Below are 20,799 nucleotides of genomic sequence, written 5' to 3' on the forward strand. Positions count from 1 at the left end.
TCGATTCCCGCTGATCGCAACACTCATCATCGGGCGAAGGTGAGCGCACCATTCCGGTATGACATCGCAGACACCCGTTTCCCGTTCCCCTCGTTCGGCCGCGGTAATCGGCGCCGGCCAAACCGGCGTCACTGCGGCGCTAGGTCTACTCGACGCCGGTTTCACCGTGACCCTCTACAGCGACCGAGATCAACGCTCACTCCGTGACGACGTCCCCGCCACCGGCACCGCCCTCGAATTCGGCGAGACCCAACAGGCCGAGGCGGCGCTCGGGCTCGACAGCTACACCGGGCGCGCGCCCCGCCACACCGGGCTCAGCGTGCGCATCGCCGGACCGGAGAACGCCGAACTGATCGCCTTCGACGGCACCTTCGACGGTTATGTCGGCGTCGCCGTCGACACCAGGCTCAAGGCCGATGAGCGCCTCACGGCCTTCCTCGAACGCGGCGGCGATTTCGTCGTCGAGCCGGTGACTCCCGAATCCCTCGACGCCATCGCCGCCGCCAACGACCTCACCCTGGTCGCCACCGGCCGCGGCGGGCTGGCCGACCTGTTCCCGATCGACGAGGAACGCACTGTCTACGACAAGCCGCAGCGCTCGCTGCTCACGGTCACCGTGACCGGCCTGGACTTCGACCCCGGCGTCTTCGCGCACCGCAGCCCGGCGGGCGGCGCGCACAGCCTGTTCTCCATTCTCGCCGAACAGGGCGAGGCGTGGTGGGGTCCGTACCTGCACAAGGACGCGGGCCCGAGCTGGGCGTTCCTGGGCTGGGCCCGACCCGGCAGCGACTGGGAAACGCGTTTCGCCGCAGCCGATTCCGCCGAATCGGCGTTGCAGATCGTAAAGGATCTCTACCGCGACTACATCGACTGGGACCTGCCGGAAGTGCAGGCCACCCAGGTGATTGCCGAGGACCCGCACTCCTGGCTCAAGGGCGCGGTCCGGCCGGTCGTGCGGGCCGGGGTGGGACACACCGCGGGCGGCCATCCGGTCGCCGCCCTCGGTGACACCGCGGTCGCCTACGACCCGGTCGCGGGTCAAGGCGCGCAGAGCGGACTGATCCAAGCGCAGCGCCTGGTCGCGGCCGCCGCCGTACACGACGGACCGTTCGACGCCCAGTGGATCACCGACCAGTACGCCGCGTTCCTCGCCGCCCGCAGCGACGCCGCCGCCAAGGTGACCCGCCTGTTCCTCAGCGACCCCGAATTCGGCGACATCGGCGGTCAGTTCTTCGCCACCGCCGCCGTGAACCCGAAGTTCGCTTCGGCGTTGGTCGGTCTGCTGCACCGTCCGCAGCCGTTCCTGCCGATCGACTCCCCCGCCGATGCCGCCGCCTACATCACCGAGGTCACCGGCACGGACGCGGCCGAATTGCTGGCGAAGTTCGCCCCCGCGGGCCGCTTCGAACGCTCGACGTTCGCCCCGGCCGCCGTCGGGTAAGAGTTGGATCCGGGCGGCCGCAGGCACCTGCGGCCGCCCGCTGGGGTCTCCTCCTGTCGGCTATGCCGAAGCCCCGGGGCCGGTGATCTCCCAGGCCGCCTCGATCATCCGGAAGATCTCGTCTACCGCGGCTTCCGGATCGGCGGCCTCCCGGCCCAGCGAATAGGCGTCGATCACGAACCTCGCGATCGCCGCGCTCTCCGTCGTGGTCCGCGCCAGTGCGGGGTCGGCGGCGATGGCCGCTGCCAGCGCCTGCGCATGGCGCACCCGCATCGACTCCCCGTACCTGCGCAACGCGGACGATTCGTCGATCATGTGCCAGATCGGGGCGGCGCTGTCCGCCGAGCAATGTCGCACCATGGAATGGATTTCGCGCCGCAGCGCGGGGATGAGCGGTTCGTGGGCCGCCCGGTCGGTGACCGCCCGCACGAGCCCCTGTTCGAAGTCTTCGTCCCGCTCGAACACCAGGGCCTCTTTGGCGGCGAAGTGGGCGAACAGTGTCGTGACGGCCACGTCGGCCTCAGCGGCGACTTCGCGGATGCCCACCTCGTCGTATCCGCGTTCCAGGAACAGCCGCAGGGCGGTATCGGCGATCTTCTGGCGGGTCGCGGCCTTTTTGCGCTCACGACGTCCGGTCGGCACGGTCATGCCAGGAGGCTACCAGTTATGAATCTGTACCAGTTATGAATTCATACCAGTTTCAAAACACTAACCGTTAGTGTTATGTTCGGAGCATGAAGAAGGTGAGCTTCGCCGAGTTCGGCGGTCCGGACGTCCTGCAACTCATAGATGCCGAGGAGCCCCACGCGGGCCCCGGCCGGATACGCATCGCGGTACGCGCGGCGGGCGTCAACCCGGTCGACTGGAGGCTGCGCGAAGGACAAGTCCTCGGGGCCCATCCGATCGAACTGCCCGCCGGCGTCGGACTGGACGCGGCCGGGGTGGTGGACGAGGTCGGCGCGGGCGTCGACGGAGTCCAGGTCGGCGACCCGGTGTTCGGCGAAGGCTCGAGCACCTATGCCGAGTTCGCCGTGCTGACGGCCTGGGCCCGCATGCCGGAGACCCTGACGTTCGAGGAGGCCGCCGGGTACCCCTCCGTGGTGGAGACCGCGCTGCGCGTCATCGGCGAGGTCGGTGTGCGGGCCGGACAGACGCTGCTGGTCAGCGGCGCGTCCGGGGGCGTCGGATCGGCAGTGCTGCAGATCGCGCGCGATCGTGGCATCACGGTGATCGGCACCGCCGGGGCCGCGAACCAGGACTACCTCCGGAGCCTCGGCGCCCTCACCACGACGTACGGCGAGGGGTGGGTCGAGCGGGTGCGCCGGTTCGGGCCCGTCGACGCGGCCCTCGATCTGGCGGGCTCGGGGGTGATCCGCGAGCTCGTCGAGCTGACCGGGGATCCACAGCGGGTGCTCACCATCGCCGATCTCGGTGCGCCGGCGCTCGGGGTCCGATTCTCCGGCGTGGCCGGGAGCGTGCCGGACGCGCTCGCCGAGGCCACCGCTCTCATCGCACAGGGCACACTGCGTATCCCGGTCGAGAAGTCGTACGCACTGTCCGACGCCGCCGCGGCGCACGCCGACAGCCAGGCCGGTCACTCACGCGGACTCCGGGTCATCGTCATCTGAGGTGTGCACGCGCACATCGCGCCGAGGCCACGGTGGCCTCACACCCAGGGGTGGACAGCGGCCACCCCCGGGTTCGCTGGGTGATACCTGCGGGCACTATCCGGACCGGCACAGAGAGCGGATAGTCATAGTCAACCCCTATGACTTTCTCCCCGGTGAAGGAAAGGCCACATGCACCCCAGCTACGTGCACCACGTCAGGCAGCAGGTTCGCGTCTACGGCGAGACCCGCTCCTACATCTACCTGCGTGAGGCGGGGCGCGAGCTCGTCGAGGAGGTCGTCACCTACCGGGAACTCGATCGCGATGCCAGGGCCCTCGCCGCATGGCTGGCCGACCGCCCGGAATCCGCCGAACCCGTCGTCCTGCTCTACCACGACGGTATGGCGTTCCTGCGAGCCTTCCTCGGCTGCCTCTACGCGGGCGTCATCGCGGTGCCCGCGCCCCTGCCGCACGACGAGCGCAGCACCCGACGCGTAGCGGGCATCATCGCCGACTCCGGCGCCCGCCTGGTTCTCACCACCGCCAACTTCCAGCCGATGGTCGCCGCGGCCACCACCGCGGCCGTGGTGGCCACCGACGAACCCCTCGGTGACCCCGACGCGTGGCGCCTGCCCGACATCGACACCGGGACCATCGCGTTCCTGCAGTACACGTCCGGCTCGACCGGCACCCCGAAGGGTGTCGTCGTCACCCACGGCAACCTCCTGCACAACGAAGCCGCGATCTCCGCCGCGATCGGGAGCGACGACACCTCGACCGGCGTCACCTGGATCCCGCAATTTCACGACATGGGCCTGATCGGCTCGCTGCTCGCCTCGATCTACGTCGGCGCGAACCTGGTGTTCATGTCGCCCACCACCTTCCTCAAGCGTCCCGTGCGCTGGCTGCAGGCGATCGACAAGTATCGCGCCACCTGCACCGCAGCCCCGAACTTCGCCTATGAACTGATCGCCAAGCGCGTCACCGACGAGCAATTGGCCACCCTCGACCTGTCCTCCCTCGAGGTGGCGTTGTGCGGCGCCGAGCCGGTCCGTGAACGCACCATCACCGCGATGCGCGAACGGTTCGCACCCGCGGGGTGGCGACCGACCGCACTGCTGCCCGCCTACGGCCTGGCCGAGGCGACGCTGCTCGTCACCTCCGGGCCGGTCGATGCACAGCCCGTCGTCACCGAAGGGCCCGACAGCATGCTGGTCGGTTGCGGACAACCGGCGCGCGGTCTCACCGTCCGCATCGTCGACCCGCACACCGGACAGCAGGTCACCGACGACACCGTCGGCGAGATCTGGGTTCGCGGCGACAGCGTGGCAGCCGGCTATTGGAATCGGCCCGAGGAGACCCGGCACACCTTCGACGCGCATCTCGGCGACGAAGGGCCGTTCCTGCGCACCGGCGACCTCGGAATGCTGCGCGAGGGCGAACTGTTCGTCACCGGGCGGCTCAAGGACCTGCTGATCATCAACGGCCGAAACCTCTACCCGCAGGATGTCGAGGAACTGGTGGAGGCGTTGCATCCCGCGCTCACCACCGGCGTGGCCGTCTCCGTCGAAGCAGGCGCCCGGGAACGGCTCGTCGTCGTGCAGGGCATCAAGACAGCGCTGCTGCGCGGTACCACCCTCGCCGAGCTGACCTCGACGATCAAGATCGCGGTCGCCCGCGGTTTCGATGTCCCCGCACCGAGCGTCGTCCTCATCGAGAGCCGCTCCGTGCACCGCACCACCAGCGGCAAAGTCCAACGGGCCTCCATGCGCGAGGCCTTCCTCGACAACAGCATCTCGACCGTCCTGCACGAAGACCTCGAACCGGCCCTGAGCCGATCCTCGACCGCGACCCACTGAGGAGCCGAAACATGTTCGCCACCATCACCACGCACTCCACGACGACCCAGGACTGGCTCATCGAGCGCGTCGCCGACTACACCGAACGCGCACCGCACCAGGTGGACCCGACGATCCCGCTCGCCGAACTCGGCATGGACTCGGTGTCGGCAGTGGCCCTGTGCGGCGAGATCGAGGACCGGTGGATGCTCGACATCGACCCGACCCTGGTCTTCGAATACCCCACCATCGCGGCCATCGCCACCTACCTCACCGCTGAAATCGCCGTCGCGGCATGACCGATATCGCTGTCGTCGGCCTCGACTGCCGCTTCCCGCACGCCGCCGACCCGGCGCGGTTGTGGCAGTTGCTGATCGACGGCCGCGACGCGATCTCCGAAGTCCCGTCGAGCCGCTGGAACGCCGACGACTTCCACGACCCGGCAGGCGCGCCCGGCACCATCAACACCCGCAGCGGCGGATTCATCGACGACGCCGACGCTTTCGACGCCGAATTCTTCGGCATCACCTCGCACGAGGCCGAGTCGATGGACCCGCAACAACGATTGCTGTTGCAGGCCACCTGGCGAGCCTTCGAGGACGCCACCCTCGACCCCCGGGCGCAGGCAGGCTCTCGGACCGGCGTCTATGTCGGCGTGATGGCCAACGAATGGGCCAACCTGCAGATGAGCGACTACGCCGCGATCACGCCGCAGCACGGATCCGGCAACGGATACTTCATGACCGCGAACCGGCTGTCCTACCAGTTCGACCTGGAAGGACCGAGCATCGCGGTCGACACGGCATGCTCGTCGTCGCTGGTCGCGGTCCATCTCGCGTGCAATGCCCTGACGGCGGGCGATTGCGACCAGGCGGTCGCCGGGGGCGTCAATCTCGTGCTGACCCCGGCCGTCGGCGTGTTCTACACCCAGGCGGGTCTGTCGGCGCCGGACGCGCGGTGTAAACCGTTCAGCGGCAACGCCGACGGGATCGTGCGCGGTGAAGGCGTGGCGGTGCTCGTCCTGCGCCGCCTGGCGGATGCCGAGGCCGCGGGGCTGCCGATCTACGCGGTGATCAAAGGCAGCGCGGTCAACTCCGACGGGCGCAGCAACGGCATCACGGCGCCGAACCGGTGGGCGCAACAGAAGGTGATCGGCGAGGCCTGTCGGCGAGCGGGCGTGCGGCCCAACGACATCGATTTCATCGAGGCACACGGCACCGGAACGGTTCTCGGCGACATGATCGAGGTCAAGGCGCTCGGTAAGCTGCACGGGAGCAATCGGGCGCGGCCCTGCGGGATCGGGTCGATCAAGGGCAACCTCGGCCACACCGAGGGTGCCGCGGGCGTGGCCGGACTCATCAAAGCCGTCCTCAGCCTGCACCACGGTGTCGTCCCGCCGTCGAGGTTCGCCGACCAGGAGAATCCCCGCCTGCAGATGGAGCGGCACGGCCTACGCCTGCTCGACGACCTGATGCCGCTCGACCGACCCGCACACGGTGGGGTGAGCAGCTTCGGGCTCGGCGGTACGAATGTGCACATGGTGTTGGCGAGCGCCGCCGCAGCGCCCACGGCGTCGGCAACGTCCGAGGCATCCGGAGCGAGGGTGATCACCCTTTCGTCGGACAGCGAGGAGGGATTGCGACGCAACGCCATCCGCATGGCCGAGACGTTGACGTCGGTGACCGAGGACCACTTCGCCCCGTTCTGCTGGACGAGCAATCAGGTCAAGTCGTCGGGTCGGCACCGGCTCGCTGTCGTCGCCCATCACCGCGACGAGGCAATCGCGCAGTTGCACCCGAGTGACGACACAGGCGACGGCGTGACCCGGCGGCACGGACTCGCGCGGCCGGTGCGCGTCGGCTGGATGTTCACCGGCCAGGGGTCGCAATTCCCCGGGATGGGACGGACTCTGCACGAGACGAGCCCCGGGTTCCGGCGAGCACTCGAACTCGTCGACACCGCCATGGCCGCCCACCTCGGCCGATCGATCCGAGACCTCCTGCTCGACGAGCACGCCGATCTCGATCCCACCGCGCTCGCGCAACCGGCGATCTTCGCCATGGAGTACGCCATCGCCAAGACCCTCGCCGATCTCGGCATCCGACCGGCCTGGCTGATCGGGCACAGCATCGGCGAATTCGCGGCCGCGGCGGTGGCGGGTGTCTTCGATCTCGACGACGCCTGCAAGCTGGTCACCGCACGCGGACGCCTGATGCAACGGCTGCCGGCAGGTGGCGCGATGCTGGCCGTACGCGCCACCACCGAGCAGATCGCCGACCTGCTCGACGGCGAACCCGCCGTCGTGGTCGCCGCCGTCAACGGTCCGGGGGATCTCGTCCTCTCCGGCGACGCCGAGGCGCTGCACCGCATCGCCTCGGCGCTGCGCACCCGGTCGGTGGTCGCGAAGCCACTCACCGTGTCGCACGCGTTCCACAGTCCGCTGATGGCGCCGATGCTGGCCGAGTTCGACGCCATCGCCAGTACCTGCGCCTACCGCGCCGCCAGCCTGCCGATCTACTCGACCGTGCACGGCCGGCTTCTCGATCCCGAGGAGGTGATGGACGCCGAGTACTGGACCGAACACGTCCGCGCCACAGTCCGTTTCGGCGACGCCGTACACGCCGCGCTCGGCACCGACCCGACACACCTCATCGAAGTCGGCCCCCGCCGCGTCCTCGCCGCGGCGGTACGCAGGATCGATCCCGCGCTCGGCGCACGCTGTCTGTCGCCGAGTCCCGGCCCCGGCGCGACCGGTGACGACCTCGCCGCCACCGTCGCCGCGCTCTACCGCGACGGTCTCGACCCCGTGTGGAACGAACTCTACGAACCCGCACAGCGCGTCCGTCAGCGGCTGCCGGTGTACGAGTTCTCTGTCGCGCACCGGTTCTGGGTGGAGCCACCCGAAGTCGGCGAAATCCCCACATCGACACCCACACGACACTCCGCACCTACCGAGGGAACGACGATGGACTCACTGATCGCGCTCTTCCGTGAACAGAACGCGGTACTGGCAGGCCTGCTGGCGGCGCCCGGCGAAGCACGCGGCACACCCCTCGACACCGGCGCCGTGCGCCGCGATCACGACCCGGACGCCGCCGGGATCGTCCGCGCGGAAGTGGCCAGGGTGAGCGGATTTCCCGCCGACCGGCTGGAGGACAGCCGAACACTCGGCGACAGCCTGGGATTCGACTCGCTCATGCTCACCGACCTGTTCACCGGTCTGGCACGCAAGATCCCCGGCACGACCGTCGACCCGACCCTCGTCACGGGGACAACGACGCTGGGCGATGTCATCGCCCACTTCACCGGTCGACGCACCGATTCGCCTGCCGAGCCGACCACATCGGTGCCCGAAACCACCTCCGCCGCAGCCGAAGCCAGGCCGACCACCGTCGCCCCCGAATACCGGATCTCCGACTTCGCCGAGGTGCGCGCCATCACCGATCGGCTCGCGGGCGGCGAAGCGCTCGGCCTGGCCAACCCCTACTTCCTGATCAACGACGGCGTCACCCGAGACACCTCGTTCATCGGCGGCACACAGGTGGTCAACTTCTCCAGCTACAACTACCTGGGAATGTCGGGGCATCCCGCCGTCGTCGCCGCCGTTCAAGACGCCGTGGCCCGCTACGGCAGCTCGGTCTCGGCCAGCCGCCTGCTCTCCGGCGAGAAGCCGATCCATCGTGAACTCGAGGCCGAACTGTCCGCCCTGCTCGGTACCGAGGACGCGATCGCGCTGGTGGGCGGTCACTCGACGAACGTGACGATCATCGGCCATCTGGTCGGCCCCGAGGACCTGGTGATCCACGACAGCCTGGCGCACGACAGCATCCTGCAGGGCTGCCGGTTGTCCGGCGCGGCCCGCAGGCCGTTCCCGCACAACGATCACGCCGCTCTCGACGCGTTGCTGACCGAGATCCGGCACCAGTATCGCCGGGTCCTGATCCTCATCGAAGGCGTCTACAGCCAGGACGGTGACATCCCCGATCTGCCCGCGATCATCGAGATCAAGAAGAAGCACCGGGCCCTGCTGATGATCGACGAGGCGCACAGCATCGGGGTGCTCGGCGAGAACGGCGGTGGCATCGGCGAGTACTTCGATGTCGACCGCTGCGATGTCGAGCTGTGGTCCGGCACGATGTCGAAGGCGCTCGCGGGCTGCGGTGGCTATGTGGCAGGCAGCGCGGAGCTGGTCCAGTTCCTGAAATACACCACCCCGGGCTTCGTCTACAGCGTCGGCATGACACCGATGAACGCGGCCGCGTCCCTGGCCGCGATGCGGCTGATGCGGGCCGACCGAGCGCCGCTGGACCGCCTTCGGCACAACGCGGAACTGTTCCTGCGCCTTGCCCGCGAGGCGGGCATCGATACCGGCGACAGCCACAACACCCCGATCATCCCGTGCATCGTCGGTGACTCGATGAAGACGCTGAAACTGTCCACCGCGCTGTTGCATCGGGCGATCAACGTCAACCCGATCATCTACCCGGCCGTCCCGGAAGACCTGGCCCGGCTCCGCTTCTTCGTCACGGCCTGTCATACCGAAGACCAGATCCGCGAGACCGTCGCCGCCCTCGCCGAAGAACTCGCCCGGATTTCCGCCGACCACCTCGTCGACCACTAGCCCTGGCGGACCCGTCCGGTCACCCGCCCCAGTCGACTCGATCGGCCATGGCGAGGAGTTTGTCGCGGCGGTGCGGGCTGGTCTCGCCGATCCAGGAGATCAGGCCGTACACGTGGGCGCGGAAGTCGTTGTGCTCGTCGATGTTCTGCGCGCGGGCACCGGTGCGCGCGCAGTTGTGCAGCAGGGCGCGGACGGCGTCGTAGCGGTCACGGGGTGCGGCCGGGGAGTCGTTGACGACGAGCCCTGCCAGCACCTGTCGCTGATGGGCGCGGCGGACCAGCGTCTTGCCGGTGTGCACGGTGAAGCCCTCGTCCCGGGCGATTGCGGTGACCGTCCAGATCAGCCGGGCGGTGTCGAGGTCGGCGGTGCCCGAGAAGGCGAGGTCGTCGGCATAGCGGGTGTAGGTCAGACCGTGCCGCAGGGCGTAGCCGGTCAGGCGCCGGTCGAGACCGTGCGCGACGAGGTTGGCCAGGCGTGGCGAGGTCGGGGCGCCCTGCGGTAGATGCCGAGCGCTGAGCAAGGTGCGCTGGAAATAGTCGAGTCCACGCAGTTCGGCCACCGGTGACGCGGTGGTGCACAGTTCGGCGAGAACGCGGGCTACCGCCGTGGAATAACCGCAGGCCGTGAACACCGCGCGCACCCGCGCCACCGTGATCGTCGGGAAGAAATCGCGGAGATCCTGCCTGATCACGAGCGCGCAGCCGGCATGCGGAGCGGCGAAAGTTGCCGCGCTGCGCCCTTTCTCGAAACCGTGACACGCCGGATGAGCGGGGATACCCGCGAGAACCCGATGCAGGATCCGGCGCTGGATCTCGCGCAATCGCACCTTCGGCGCCTCGACGACCCGCACCCCGGTCGCCTTGGGCAATCGCCGATATCGGTAGTGCGACAACGGTTGTGACGTGTGGCGTAACCAACCGCCCCGATCGGCGAACCACTCGAGCTCGGTCGGGGTCACATTCAGCAGCAGGGCCAGTGCGGCGAGATCCGGGATCTCGGCCGCGCCGAATCGCATCGTCACGTCCACCGGATCGAGGGGGACAACGGTGGTCGGCAGCTTCGGCAGGTCGACCAGTACCCGGCGCAGCGTGTGCACCGGATCGACCGGTTCCACCGGCATGAGCTCGATCACGCGCCCCGCGATGTCCTGTGCCCGATCGGGCTCGACAACGTCGGCGAATGCCTCGGCCAGCGTCGACAGCTCCCAGTCGTCGTCGAGGAGCTCGAACGAGCGCGCCAGCCGTGCGGCCAGCTCGAGCCCGATCGCCCGGCTCATCGGGATGCGACGGTGACGGGACGACCAGAATCCTTCGTCCGCGGTGCTGCGAGGCACGCGAAGCGTGCGCCCGAGCTCTGGACGCTGAGCCCGACTGACACGACGTACCCAGGGGTTACCCCTGAGGTGGGTCCACCCGACCCGCTCTCGCCCCGCCACCGACGCACTGGGCCACTGTAGCGAGGGAGTCATCCTTTTCGGGTGAGCCGAGCCCGACGGTCGATATGTGACCATCGGCGGATGCCCGCCCGGACAGCCCGCCCACGCCGCCTGCGAGCCGGTCTGGCCCAGCTCGTCTTCATGCTCGCCGGGCTCTGCGCGGGCCTGGCTGCGCCGCGGATCTCCTGGGGACCCCGCGCGCCGAGCGCCCAGGTGACCGATACGCTGCTCTCGATCGGGATCGGCCTGCTCGGCGCGGTGGCCCTGATCTTCTCACTGCTCTTCCTGGTGGTGCAGTGGGTGATGACCACGTTCACACCGCGGTTGATGTTGTTCCGCGACGACCCCTTCGTCTGGCGGACCTTCGGGTTCGCCCTCGGGTTGGTCGTGTTCTGTGTGACCGCCGCCCTCGCCATCGGCAAGAGTCCCGAGGTATCGGCAGTCGTGCCGGTCCTCGCGATGCTGGCGCTGCTCGTGCTGATCGCACTGTTGCGCGCATTGCTGTTGCGGGCCTTCGCCGCCATTCAGTTGGTGCCGGCGCTCAGCACGATCGCCGATCACGGGCGGACGGTGCTCACCGCCCTCTACGTCGGACCCCGCCCCGACTCGCCACCGCTGCCGCCCGTGCGGACGACGGTTGTCTGGAAGCAGCCGCCCGCGGTGCTGCAACGGGTCGAGACGGCCGCACTGATCGATGCCGCGACGGCCGCGAATGTGACCATCGCCTTGCGCGCGAATCCCGGCGCCACACTGCATCACGGCAGTCACGTGGCAGATGTGCACGGCGGCGAATTGCCCGAGGATGCTGTGCTGGGCGGTCTCGTCGTCGGCACCGAGCGAACCTTCGAGCAGGATCCACTGCTCGCGTTCCGGCTGCTGGCCGATATCGCGCTGCGCGCGCTGTCCACCGCGGTGAACGATCCGGCGACAGCAGTACAGGCCATCGAGGAGTTGGAGGATCTTCTCGGATGGGTGGCCCAGGCACGTCTCGAACCGCTGCGGCTCACCGACGACGCCGGTGTCGACAGGCTCGTCGTTCATCTGCCGGGATGGGAGGAATTCCTCCGGACCGCTGTCGACGACATCGCCTTCGCCGCCCGCTCACCGATGGTCGTCACCGGTCTACGGGACTCCTTGCGTCGAGTGCGCGACCGGGCGACCCCCGAGCGCGTCGAATCGCTCGACAGCTGGCTGGTCCGGCTCGACGACCAGGTCGAGCTATGACCCGGGGCGAGCCCAGCGCGCCGTCTGCCACAGTCGCGCCCAGTCGAATGCCGCGGCGGGGGGACGAACTCCCGGTCTGGTTCTGGGTACTCGCACGCGCAGAGCCGCCGGTTGGATGGTGCACCGGACCGGTGTGTCGAGGAGCATGGATTCGCCGTCGATGCCGGCCGGGATCTGGGGAGCGTCGGCGTCGACGATCAACTCGATCGCCGTTTCCTGCGACAGACCGCGAAGCCGGGTGCGGCGCAGCAGCCCGACCGCTTCCCTCGTACTGGTGACGGACAGTGTGACCGCGCCGAGGACACCGCGATCGAGCCGGACGCGACGGCTCAGGCCCGCGAGATCATTGCTGCCGTAGGGATTGTTGCTCACCAGGACCGCCTGCGGTCCGTCCACCGCGAGTTCCCCGATCCGGGCGACCAGTTTCGGGCCGCGGTGTCCGTTGAGCAGATCGGGAAGCAGCGACAACACCGTCGCGGTTTTGTCGTCGCGGTATGCCGGGCTGCGCACGATCTCGGCGTAGACCCCGAACGAGGCGTTGTTGACGAAGGGCCGCCCGTTGACGGTACCGAGGTCGACGCGCAACTCCACACCGTCGCGAAGCGCGTCGAGTGAGCGGGTGGGATCGGCGCGATCGAGTCCGAGATCCATGGCGAAGTGATTGCGGGTGCCGGCGCTGATCACCAGGAACGGGAGATCGTGTTCGACCGCCACGGCCGCGACCAGGGCCTGGGTCCCGTCACCGCCCGCGACCCCGAGCAGATCGGCACCGTCCGCGACCGCCCGTTGGGCCAATGCGGTGACGTCGATTTCCTCTGGCCCTTCGAGTAGTGCGACCTGAGCGCCCTGTTCTTCGGCTTTGCGCACGAGGTCGAACTTCGACACCTTCCCGCCGCCGGAGCGCGGATTCATGATCAGGAACGGGCGCTGTGGTGCTGGGACGGAGTATTCGGGCATCGTCGCCTCCGTACCGCCGCGGCGCAGGGCGATGCGGGCGGCGCCGACGGTCACCAGCGCGAGCGCACCCGAAACCAGGACGACCCACAGCAGATTCGCCCGCACGAACGAGACCACCACGATGACCGGTGCGAGCAGCGCGACCCCCAGTGCCATCCACCGCAGGATTCCGAACCGGGTGATGAACGTGTACAGCGCCGCCACGGCGACCACGACGCCGCCGGTGCCGACGATCAGCAACGCCAGTGCGCCGAACAATCCGGCGGCGAGCACGGGGACCACCGCGGCCGCGGCGGCGGAGACGAACGCCAGCCGCGCCCACCAGCGTCGAGCGCGGCTACCGGTGGTGTCCGACGAGTTCATGGCGGCGGTTCACTTGGCGGTGGTCTTGCGCGCCCGGGGTCGGCGCGTGGCCTTGGCCGGCTTCGGTGCCGGTGCCGGTTTCGGTCTCGGTGCCGATTTCGGTGCCGGTTTCGCGTCGGAACCCGTCCCGGCGGCATCGTCGTGCCACTTGATCTCGATTTCGATTTCGGTCTCGTCGCCGTCGACTTCGATCTCGAATTCCCAGTGGACGCGGTCGGCGACGACGATCTCGATCGAGTCGTCACCGGTCTTCAGTTCCACTTCGGAGCCGTGGGCGATGGCCCGACCGATCATGATGAGCCGCTCGCCTACCTCTTTGCGGGAGAGCTCTGTTTTCCTCTTGATCTCCAACTTCGGCACGGCAACTCCTGACTGGATTCAGCGTGGACGTGCATCCACCGTAGCCGCGGCGGCGAGCCGGACGGATCACCCTTTTCGGATGAGCTGCGTCCGTCACGGCGCTTCCGAAAACGCAGCTCAGCCTGCCCGGTCGATCCGGGAGATGCAGTAGCCGTTCGCGGCGTGATCAAGGGTCAGGTCGACCGCTGACGTCGCACCGTCCGCACTGCTCACCGGCGCGTTGATGGTCACGACCGAGCCGGTCGAGCTGCGGACCGTGAGTGCCTTGTCCTCGAATCGCCGCACCCCGGACAGGGCGGTGCCCGGCTGGGCGCCGTTGCACAGCAATGGGTAGTCCGGTTCCACGTCGGCGGGGTTCACGGGGTCACCGACGACCCGGCTCAGATAGCGCTCGACGGTGTAGCGCGCTCGCTCTTCGGTGAGCCCGGTCGACGATCGGTCGCTGACGATCGGGCAGCCGTAGACGGACCGTAGCTCGCTGGGGCGCAGGCTGACCTGAAGCGCGTCGTTCTGCCAATACGGACCGAACTGGCCCAAGATGCCGGGCCGGCGCACAGCATCGATGATCCGCTCGACATCGCCGTACATCCCGGGAATCTCGGCAGGCGACTGGGTCCAGCACTTGCGGATCAGCGCACTCATATCACCGGCGAGGACATCGTCGAGCCAGGGACGCAGAACCGTGGCCGCCTTCGGACTGCCGGGGACCGCGCCGATCTGCGCGACCGGCGTGGTCATCGGCGCGTCCGACCCACTCCGATCCTTGGCGGTGAGCACAGCGAACGCGGTCACCCCGGCCACCACCGCCACGCCACCCACCCCGAGCAGGATTCTCCTCGTCAGCGATGTGCCGGGAACACTCGGCTGTGAGGGACGCGGTCGCTGCAGCACAGCGGTATCCCCGACCACCGGTATACCGGTGAGCGCGGCGATCGCCGCGTCGGCGAGCTCACCGCAGCTGGCGTACCGGTCGTCCGGGTTCTTCGCCATCGCCCGCGCGATCACCCCGTCCAGAGCAGGCGGCAGCCCCGGATGGCCTGCCGACGGACGCGGCGGCGGCTCGATCAGATGCGCGCTGATCAACGCGGCCGGACTCTCCCGCTGGAACGGCACGAACCCGGTGAGCAGCTCGTAGAGGGTGCCGCCGAGGGCGTACACGTCGGTGCGCACATCGAGCGGTTGCCCCTCGAGCTGTTCGGGCGCCGCGTACGCGAGCGTGCCGAGCACCGACCCCGCGGAGGTGAGACTCGTCGTCTCCCCCATGCTCCGAGCGATCCCGAAGTCGGTGACCATCACCTCGTCGGTGCCGTCGTCGGCACGCGCGATCAGCAGGTTCGCCGGTTTGATATCGCGATGCAGCAACCCCTGCCGATGCGCGTAGTCCAGTCCCTTCGCCGCCTCGGCGACGATGCGTACCGCCCGCTGGGGCGTGAGCACCGACAGCCCCTGGCGCAGCAGCTGCGCCGCGTCGAGCCCGTCCACGAACTCCATCGCGATCCACAACCGATCGCCGTCGACGCCCCGATCGAAGATCTGCACGACATTCGGGTGACGCAGCCGCGCGGCCAGATCGGCCTCACGCTCGAACCGGGCCCGAAACGTCGGCTCCACCGCGAGCCGGCCATCGAGCACCTTCACGGCGTCGCGGCGCGGCAGCCGAGGATGCTGGGCCAGATACACCGTCCCCATTCCCCCGCCACCGAGCCTGCGCTCGATGCGGTACCCCGCAAGGATCGCCTCCGGCCCGAACTCCATCACCACTCCTTCGCACGACCACCCACGTGACTGCGCTCAGGTTATCCGGCACGGGCCACCCCTGCCGCAACTCGGATTCGGCTGCACGGGTTCAGGTCTCCGCGCGCTCGCTCCATTTCGCCATCCAGCTCGCGTTCTCCAGCGAGATAGTGTTCTCGCAGTCCGCGACGAACTCCGCCCACCGAACCCGATCGGTGGGTGATCCGTCGGTGCGCCACCGATCGAGCCGCCGTCGCAGGCGATCCGCCGTGGCGAGGTAGGTCATCACCAGGAAGTCGTACCGCTTACCCGCGAGGTAGGCCAGCAACGATCCGCTCAGCGTGGTCATGACCGCGACCCACGGGGCGATCCGACCCGACGATTCCGCGCCGACGCCGGTGTTGATCGCGGCGACGATCGTGGCTGCGAGGCCGAGGCCGATGGCGGCGCGGCGCAGCCTGGTCGCCCGGGCGCCGTAGCAGCGGGCCGTCGGCAGGTAGTAGTCATCGATCTGGGCCCGTACCCGGTCGCGAACGTACTCGTCGGGCCGCATCGATCGCGGCGCCTGGACGGCGTCGTCGCCGGGCGCGAGCAGCGGCAGCAGGTCCTCGGCCGTCTGCTCGATGCGATCGATGTCGGCCTGCAACCGCTCGGCCTGATGCGCGTCGCCGATGGCGCGGAAGGTGAGAATTTTTTGCTTGATGCCTTCGGAGACCGCCCGCGCTCGGGTCCAGCGGCGGGTCGATTCCGCGGTGAGGTACTGGGCGGTGAGAAACGTCGCCACCGCCAGCGCCACCGCACCCGACAGCGCCACGATGCGCGTGAGGGTGCCTGCCGAGCGGAGGACGGTCGTGGTCGAGGCCGTGGCGATCGCACCCCAGCTGCCGAGGAACAGGACGGTGAGGCGCACGCGATCCAATCGGCGCTTCATCCGGGTGGCGGTCGTCGACCAGCGAGTTCGCCGCTGCCAGAGCGTGTTCAGGAAGTCGTCGTCGGTCATCGGCTACTCCTTCTCACCGTCGATCGGGAGTCCCGGGCACAGCTCGAGGTAGTCGATCTCCGAAGAGACCCAGGTCCGCCACATCTCCCGGCTCATGTTGTAGGTCATCTTGGCGCAGAGCTCCTCGGGCGAGGCGGTCGGCACGGGCCACATCCGGATGGTCTCGTCCACGCTCGCCGAAATGACCCCGGAACCGTCGGGCATGAAATCGACAGCGGTGACGAGAGCGCCGTGACCGACCAGGGCAGGGCCGATCTGGCGGTGTGTCCCCACATCCCACAGCCGCAGCACATTATCGGTGCCGACGGTGGCGAGCGTGCGGCCGTCCAGCGAGAATTGGACTCTGGTGGCGGGGCCGTCCTGCACCATGGGCGCGTCGATTTCCCGGCCGGTGTCGGTGTTCCAGATGCGAATCGTCTTGTCTTCGTATCCGACAGCGAGCAGGCGGCCGTCCGGGCTGAAGCTGGTGCTCTTGACCCACGCGTTCCCGACCATCGGCTCGCCGACCGGTCGGCCGGTGTCCGCGTCCCACAACCGCACCGCGTAGTCGGTGGCGCCGGTGGCGATGCGCCGTCCGGCGTTGTCGATCGAGACCATCTGCACGAAGCCGTCGTCGTGGCGCAGTTCCGGTCCGACCGGCCGCATACTCGCCATGTCGCGAATCTGGGCATTACCGTCGCTGGTGATGACCATCCTGTGCCGACCAGGATCGTGGGCGAACCCAGCCGTTTCGGGCGGCAGCGAGATCGGCGGGCCGACCGCGGCGCCCGACGCGGCATCCCAGAACTGAATATCGGTCCAGGTGAGGGATTCAGGGCTGAACCCCGCGGTCTCGAGCTGAGTGCCTTCCGCTGTGTACTCCGCGAGCTGGAAAAGGCCCTCTTCGCCGTGGATCAGAGGTCCGACCTGCGCACCGGTGCCGGTATCCCACTGCCGAACGGTGCCGTCCGCACCGCCGGAGACGATATGCCTGCCGTCCGGGCTCACGTCCGCGCCCAGCACCCTCGCGCCGTGGCGCATGGTTCGCCCGCCGTCCACATCCCACTCGCGGACGGTGGAATCCATACTGCCGGAGAGGATTCGACCCGAGTCGGGGTGCAGGGCGACACTGGACACGATCAGCTCGTGTCCCTCCAACGGCTCCCCGATGGGCCGACCCGTCGCGGCGTCCCACAGCCGGATCGTCTTGTCATCGCCCGCCGAAGCGATCTGAGTGCTGTCACCGCTGTAAACGACTTGTTCTACGGCCGCGGTGTGCCCGCGAAGCGGCTCCCCGATCGGCCGGCGAGTCCTGGTATCCCATTGCTGGAGATCGAATCCCGCGACCACCAGCCGATCACCGGTGCGGTCGAAAGCAAGGCTGTTCACCGCGCTGCCGGTGTGCGCAGTGAGCGGATCGCCTGCGGGCCGTCCGGACCGAGCGTCCCACAGCTGGACGGTGCCGCCGACGTCGCCCGAGGCGATCAGCCCACCCCCACCGAACGCCACCGAGGTCACTGGCATGGTGTGCCCGGTCATCTCGACGACCTGCTGGTGCGTATCGGCATCCCAGAGCCGGACGGACTTGTCCAAGCTCGCCGAGACGATGGTGCGGCCGTCCGGGCTGAACGCGACGCCGACGACCGATCCGGTGTGCCCGCGCATTTCGGCCCCGATCTGCTTCTGGGACTCCACATCCCAGAGCCGCACAGTTCGATCTCGACCCGCGGACACAAGGCGGGCACCGTCCGGACTGAACGCGATGCGAGTGACCTCGGACGCGTGACCTGACAGCGGAGCGCCGATCGGGGTCCAAGTAGCGGCGTCGAGAAGCTGGATCGCGTTCCCACGCGTGGCAGCGATCTGTTCGCCATTCGGGCTATAGGTGACACTGGAGACGTCGGCCTCGTCCATGGTGGCGATCTTGCGGATTTTGCCCTGCTGGTGGATTGCGTTGAGCAGGGCGAACTCCCGCCCTGCTCCCTCGGCGAGACGGTACGCGGCGACAGCCATCTGCATGCCCAGGATGTCGTCGCTCTTCCCCGGCCACCTGCCCGAGAGCATGAGCTGCGAATTCGCCGACAACGCCAATACTGTCGCGCGACGGCTCTCGGCGACGGCTCGTTCCTGCGCCCGATCCGCGCGTACCCACAGAAAACCCGCGACCAGCGCGGCCACCATCGTCACCGCCAGCGCCGCCCGCAGAATCCGCGACCGCCGATGCAGTGCTCTCGCGCTACGCTGCGCGTCCTCCTTCGCCCGGCTCTCCGTGGCCGCCAACGTTTCCGCCGCCTGCTGGCGCTCCCTGGCGGCCCGCAACTCGTCCTCCCGGTGCCGGCGTTCCTCGTCGATGCGCTCGTCCTCGGCCTGCCGTGAGGCCAGCAGTAGTCCCCGGACAGGATTGAGCCGCTCGCGGAATCCTGGTGCGGTGGATAGCGATTCGGCGTCGGTGAGCCGTGACCCCGACAGCAACCATTCCTCGCGCCGCCCGTTCTGCTCCCACGCCTGCGCGGCCCGCTCGAGGTTGTCGGCGGCCTCGAGCTCGGCAGCCTCCACCCGCAGCCAGTCGGCGAGCGTATCCCATTGGCGCAGCAGGCTTTCCAATGCGACCTCGACGACAACGGCGCCGTCTCGCTCGTCTTTGACCAGCAGCCTGCGTGCGACGAACTCCTCGAGCAGCGGATGACTCTCCGGCGGCAGATCGAACCAGCGGGCCGGGCGGCGCATCGGCTGGTCGTTGCCGGAGTTGATCGTCGCCAGCCATGGCACGAACGCCCGCCGCAGGATCGCCAGCTGCCCGGCCCTGACCTCGGGATCGGCGTCGAGGAGCTCGTCGACCTCCCGCTGTACCACCCGCCGCAATCCGCCGAGGGATTCGTAGTGCGCGAGGGTGATCTCCCCGTCCCCGTAGTCCCGATACAGCCGGGCAAGGGTGAGCGAGAGCAGCGGCAGGGTGTCGGCGCCGCGGGACCAGTCGTCGAGCAGACATTCCACCAGGTCCGGGGCGAAGGACAACTCCGCGCCGGCTTCCCTCGCTCGCCGCGCGGGCCCGACGATGACCTCCTTGAACTGAGCCTGCGGCATCGGTTTCAGATCATCGAACGGCCGCACCGCGACCGACGCCAGCATGGGTGCGGTCTGGAGCGGTTCGTAGCGGTCGGAGCGGATGGTGGCGACCGCGATCATCGCGATCCCACGCTCGCGGTCGAGCAGTCCACCGAGGAGCGTGAGCAGCACGCCCGCCTGCTCGCCCGACTCGGGGCCGAACAGCTCCTCGGCCTGGTCGATCGGCAGAATCAGCGTCGGCGCCGGGTCGTCGTCGGAGTCCAGGACGGCCTCCCGCGCGGCCTGTTGTGCTTCGATCAGCCAGGCCCGCACCTGTTCGATGTCGCGGACGCCGTCCTCGATCTCGGTGAGACAGGGTCGGCGCAGCCCGACGCCGACACGCAACGCGTGGATCGACCGCGCGAATCCGGCGTCGCCGGTGAGCGCCCTGCGGTGCGGCCGCACGATGTCCATGGTGCGGAAGTGACGATCGTCGCGGGCCAGGCGAGGCAGCAACCCGGCGCGCACGAACGACGACTTGCCGACGCCGGAGGGACCGAGGACGACGAACAGGTGGCCGCCACCGAGGCCACGCAGGCCACGTACGGTGTCCATCGCTCGCCCGATCTGCGCGTCGCGGCCGAAATATACGGCGGCATCGACAGATTCGAGCGGTTCCCATCCTCGGTAGGGTGCGCGTCCCGGGTCGCCGGGCGGAGGCCAGCCGAAGGTGTCGGCGCCGATACCGGCGGACCGCAGGCCGTGACGTAGTCGCTGCAACCCCTCGGTCAGGAACTCGACCGTTTCCCCGTCCACCGATATCGCGGTCTTCGGTCCGTCCCCGAACAGGTCGCAGCGCTGCCATTCGCTGGTCATGTCGCGCCCGGTCAGCGGTTCGAGGCGGACTGTGAAGATCGGCTTGTTCAGGGACTCGGCATGGCGGTATTCGACCTTGCACTCATGGGAACTGTCCCAGTTGTCCGACAGCAGGCAGATGACCGCCTCGCAGCGGTCCCCTGCCCGGCGCAACGCGTCCTTCCAGCGGACGCCTGCCGGAATCCCGGCGTCCGGGTCGAGATCGAGGAAAACCTCGCCTGCCAGACCGGGTTCGGCCTCGATCAGCCATACCCGCAGTGCGACCGCTTCGCGGCTGTCCCGACTCGAATGGCTGAGGAACAGCCTGGCGTGCATGGC

Annotated in this window: 13 protein-coding genes; 6 read left to right on the forward strand and 7 right to left on the reverse strand. The window is 68.7% G+C overall.

What is annotated here, in order from left to right; genetic code table 11:
- Positions 1-58 precede the first annotated feature (58 nt).
- Positions 59-1,441, forward strand: a complete 1,383-nt coding sequence (locus tag ACFVJ5_RS28610) for a styrene monooxygenase/indole monooxygenase family protein (RefSeq protein ID WP_379224762.1) — start codon at positions 59-61, stop codon at positions 1,439-1,441.
- A 60-nt stretch (positions 1,442-1,501) separates the two neighbouring features.
- On the opposite strand, the gene ACFVJ5_RS28615 is transcribed toward ACFVJ5_RS28610, so the two are convergent.
- Positions 1,502-2,089, reverse strand: a complete 588-nt coding sequence (locus ACFVJ5_RS28615) for a TetR/AcrR family transcriptional regulator (RefSeq protein WP_379224764.1) — start codon at positions 2,087-2,089, stop codon at positions 1,502-1,504.
- An 86-nt stretch (positions 2,090-2,175) separates the two neighbouring features.
- Here ACFVJ5_RS28615 and ACFVJ5_RS28620 point away from each other — a divergent pair, with 86 nt between their 5' ends.
- The 4 genes from ACFVJ5_RS28620 to ACFVJ5_RS28635 all read left to right on the forward strand — a co-directional run bounded on the left by ACFVJ5_RS28620 (position 2,176) and on the right by ACFVJ5_RS28635 (position 9,508).
- Complete coding sequence (locus ACFVJ5_RS28620) at positions 2,176-3,069, forward strand: NADP-dependent oxidoreductase (RefSeq protein ID WP_379224766.1); 894 nt, start codon at positions 2,176-2,178, stop codon at positions 3,067-3,069.
- Positions 3,070-3,240: 171 nt separating this feature from the next.
- Positions 3,241-4,908, forward strand: coding sequence for a fatty acyl-AMP ligase (locus tag ACFVJ5_RS28625; RefSeq protein WP_379224768.1), 1,668 nt, complete (start codon positions 3,241-3,243; stop codon positions 4,906-4,908).
- An 11-nt stretch (positions 4,909-4,919) separates the two neighbouring features.
- Positions 4,920-5,186, forward strand: a complete 267-nt coding sequence (locus tag ACFVJ5_RS28630) for an acyl carrier protein (RefSeq protein ID WP_378993964.1) — start codon at positions 4,920-4,922, stop codon at positions 5,184-5,186.
- The gene (locus ACFVJ5_RS28635; RefSeq protein WP_379224770.1) at positions 5,183-9,508 is read left to right on the forward strand and encodes a type I polyketide synthase; all 4,326 of its coding nucleotides are present in this window, start codon (positions 5,183-5,185) and stop codon (positions 9,506-9,508) included. The genes ACFVJ5_RS28630 and ACFVJ5_RS28635 overlap by 4 nt, the downstream gene beginning before the upstream one ends.
- Before the next feature lie 19 nt (positions 9,509-9,527).
- On the opposite strand, the gene ACFVJ5_RS28640 is transcribed toward ACFVJ5_RS28635, so the two are convergent.
- Positions 9,528-10,784, reverse strand: coding sequence for a reverse transcriptase family protein (locus tag ACFVJ5_RS28640; protein ID WP_379224772.1), 1,257 nt, complete (start codon positions 10,782-10,784; stop codon positions 9,528-9,530).
- Positions 10,785-11,024: 240 nt separating this feature from the next.
- On the opposite strand from ACFVJ5_RS28640, the gene ACFVJ5_RS28645 reads away from it, so the two are divergent.
- Positions 11,025-12,167 (forward strand): DUF2254 family protein, encoded by a 1,143-nt coding sequence (locus tag ACFVJ5_RS28645; RefSeq protein WP_379224774.1) that lies wholly within the window; start codon positions 11,025-11,027, stop codon positions 12,165-12,167.
- Here the strand turns inward: ACFVJ5_RS28645 and ACFVJ5_RS28650 are convergent.
- The 5 genes from ACFVJ5_RS28650 to ACFVJ5_RS28670 form a co-directional block, all read right to left on the reverse strand.
- Complete coding sequence (locus tag ACFVJ5_RS28650; RefSeq protein WP_379224776.1) at positions 12,162-13,487, reverse strand: diacylglycerol/lipid kinase family protein; 1,326 nt, start codon at positions 13,485-13,487, stop codon at positions 12,162-12,164. The genes ACFVJ5_RS28645 and ACFVJ5_RS28650 overlap by 6 nt on opposite strands.
- A 9-nt stretch (positions 13,488-13,496) precedes the next feature.
- Positions 13,497-13,847: an amphi-Trp domain-containing protein gene (locus tag ACFVJ5_RS28655; protein WP_379224778.1), complete on the reverse strand. Its 351-nt coding sequence runs from the start codon at positions 13,845-13,847 to the stop codon at positions 13,497-13,499.
- Positions 13,848-13,964: 117 nt separating this feature from the next.
- A complete protein-coding gene (locus tag ACFVJ5_RS28660) occupies positions 13,965-15,602 on the reverse strand; it encodes a serine/threonine-protein kinase (protein ID WP_379224780.1) in 1,638 nt (545 codons plus the stop codon).
- Positions 15,603-15,693: 91 nt separating this feature from the next.
- Positions 15,694-16,581 carry a DUF4231 domain-containing protein gene (locus ACFVJ5_RS28665; protein ID WP_379224782.1) on the reverse strand — a complete coding sequence of 296 codons (888 nt, stop codon included), beginning with the start codon at positions 16,579-16,581 and terminating at the stop codon, positions 15,694-15,696.
- 3 nt (positions 16,582-16,584) lie between these two features.
- Entirely contained in the window at positions 16,585-20,796 is a 4,212-nt protein-coding gene (locus tag ACFVJ5_RS28670; protein WP_379224784.1) for a TIR domain-containing protein, read from the reverse strand.
- Positions 20,797-20,799: the final 3 nt, after the last annotated feature.

Origin of the sequence: Nocardia sp. NPDC127606 (assembly GCF_042671725.1) — a bacterium.
Classification (GTDB): Bacteria; Actinomycetota; Actinomycetes; order Mycobacteriales; family Mycobacteriaceae; genus Nocardia.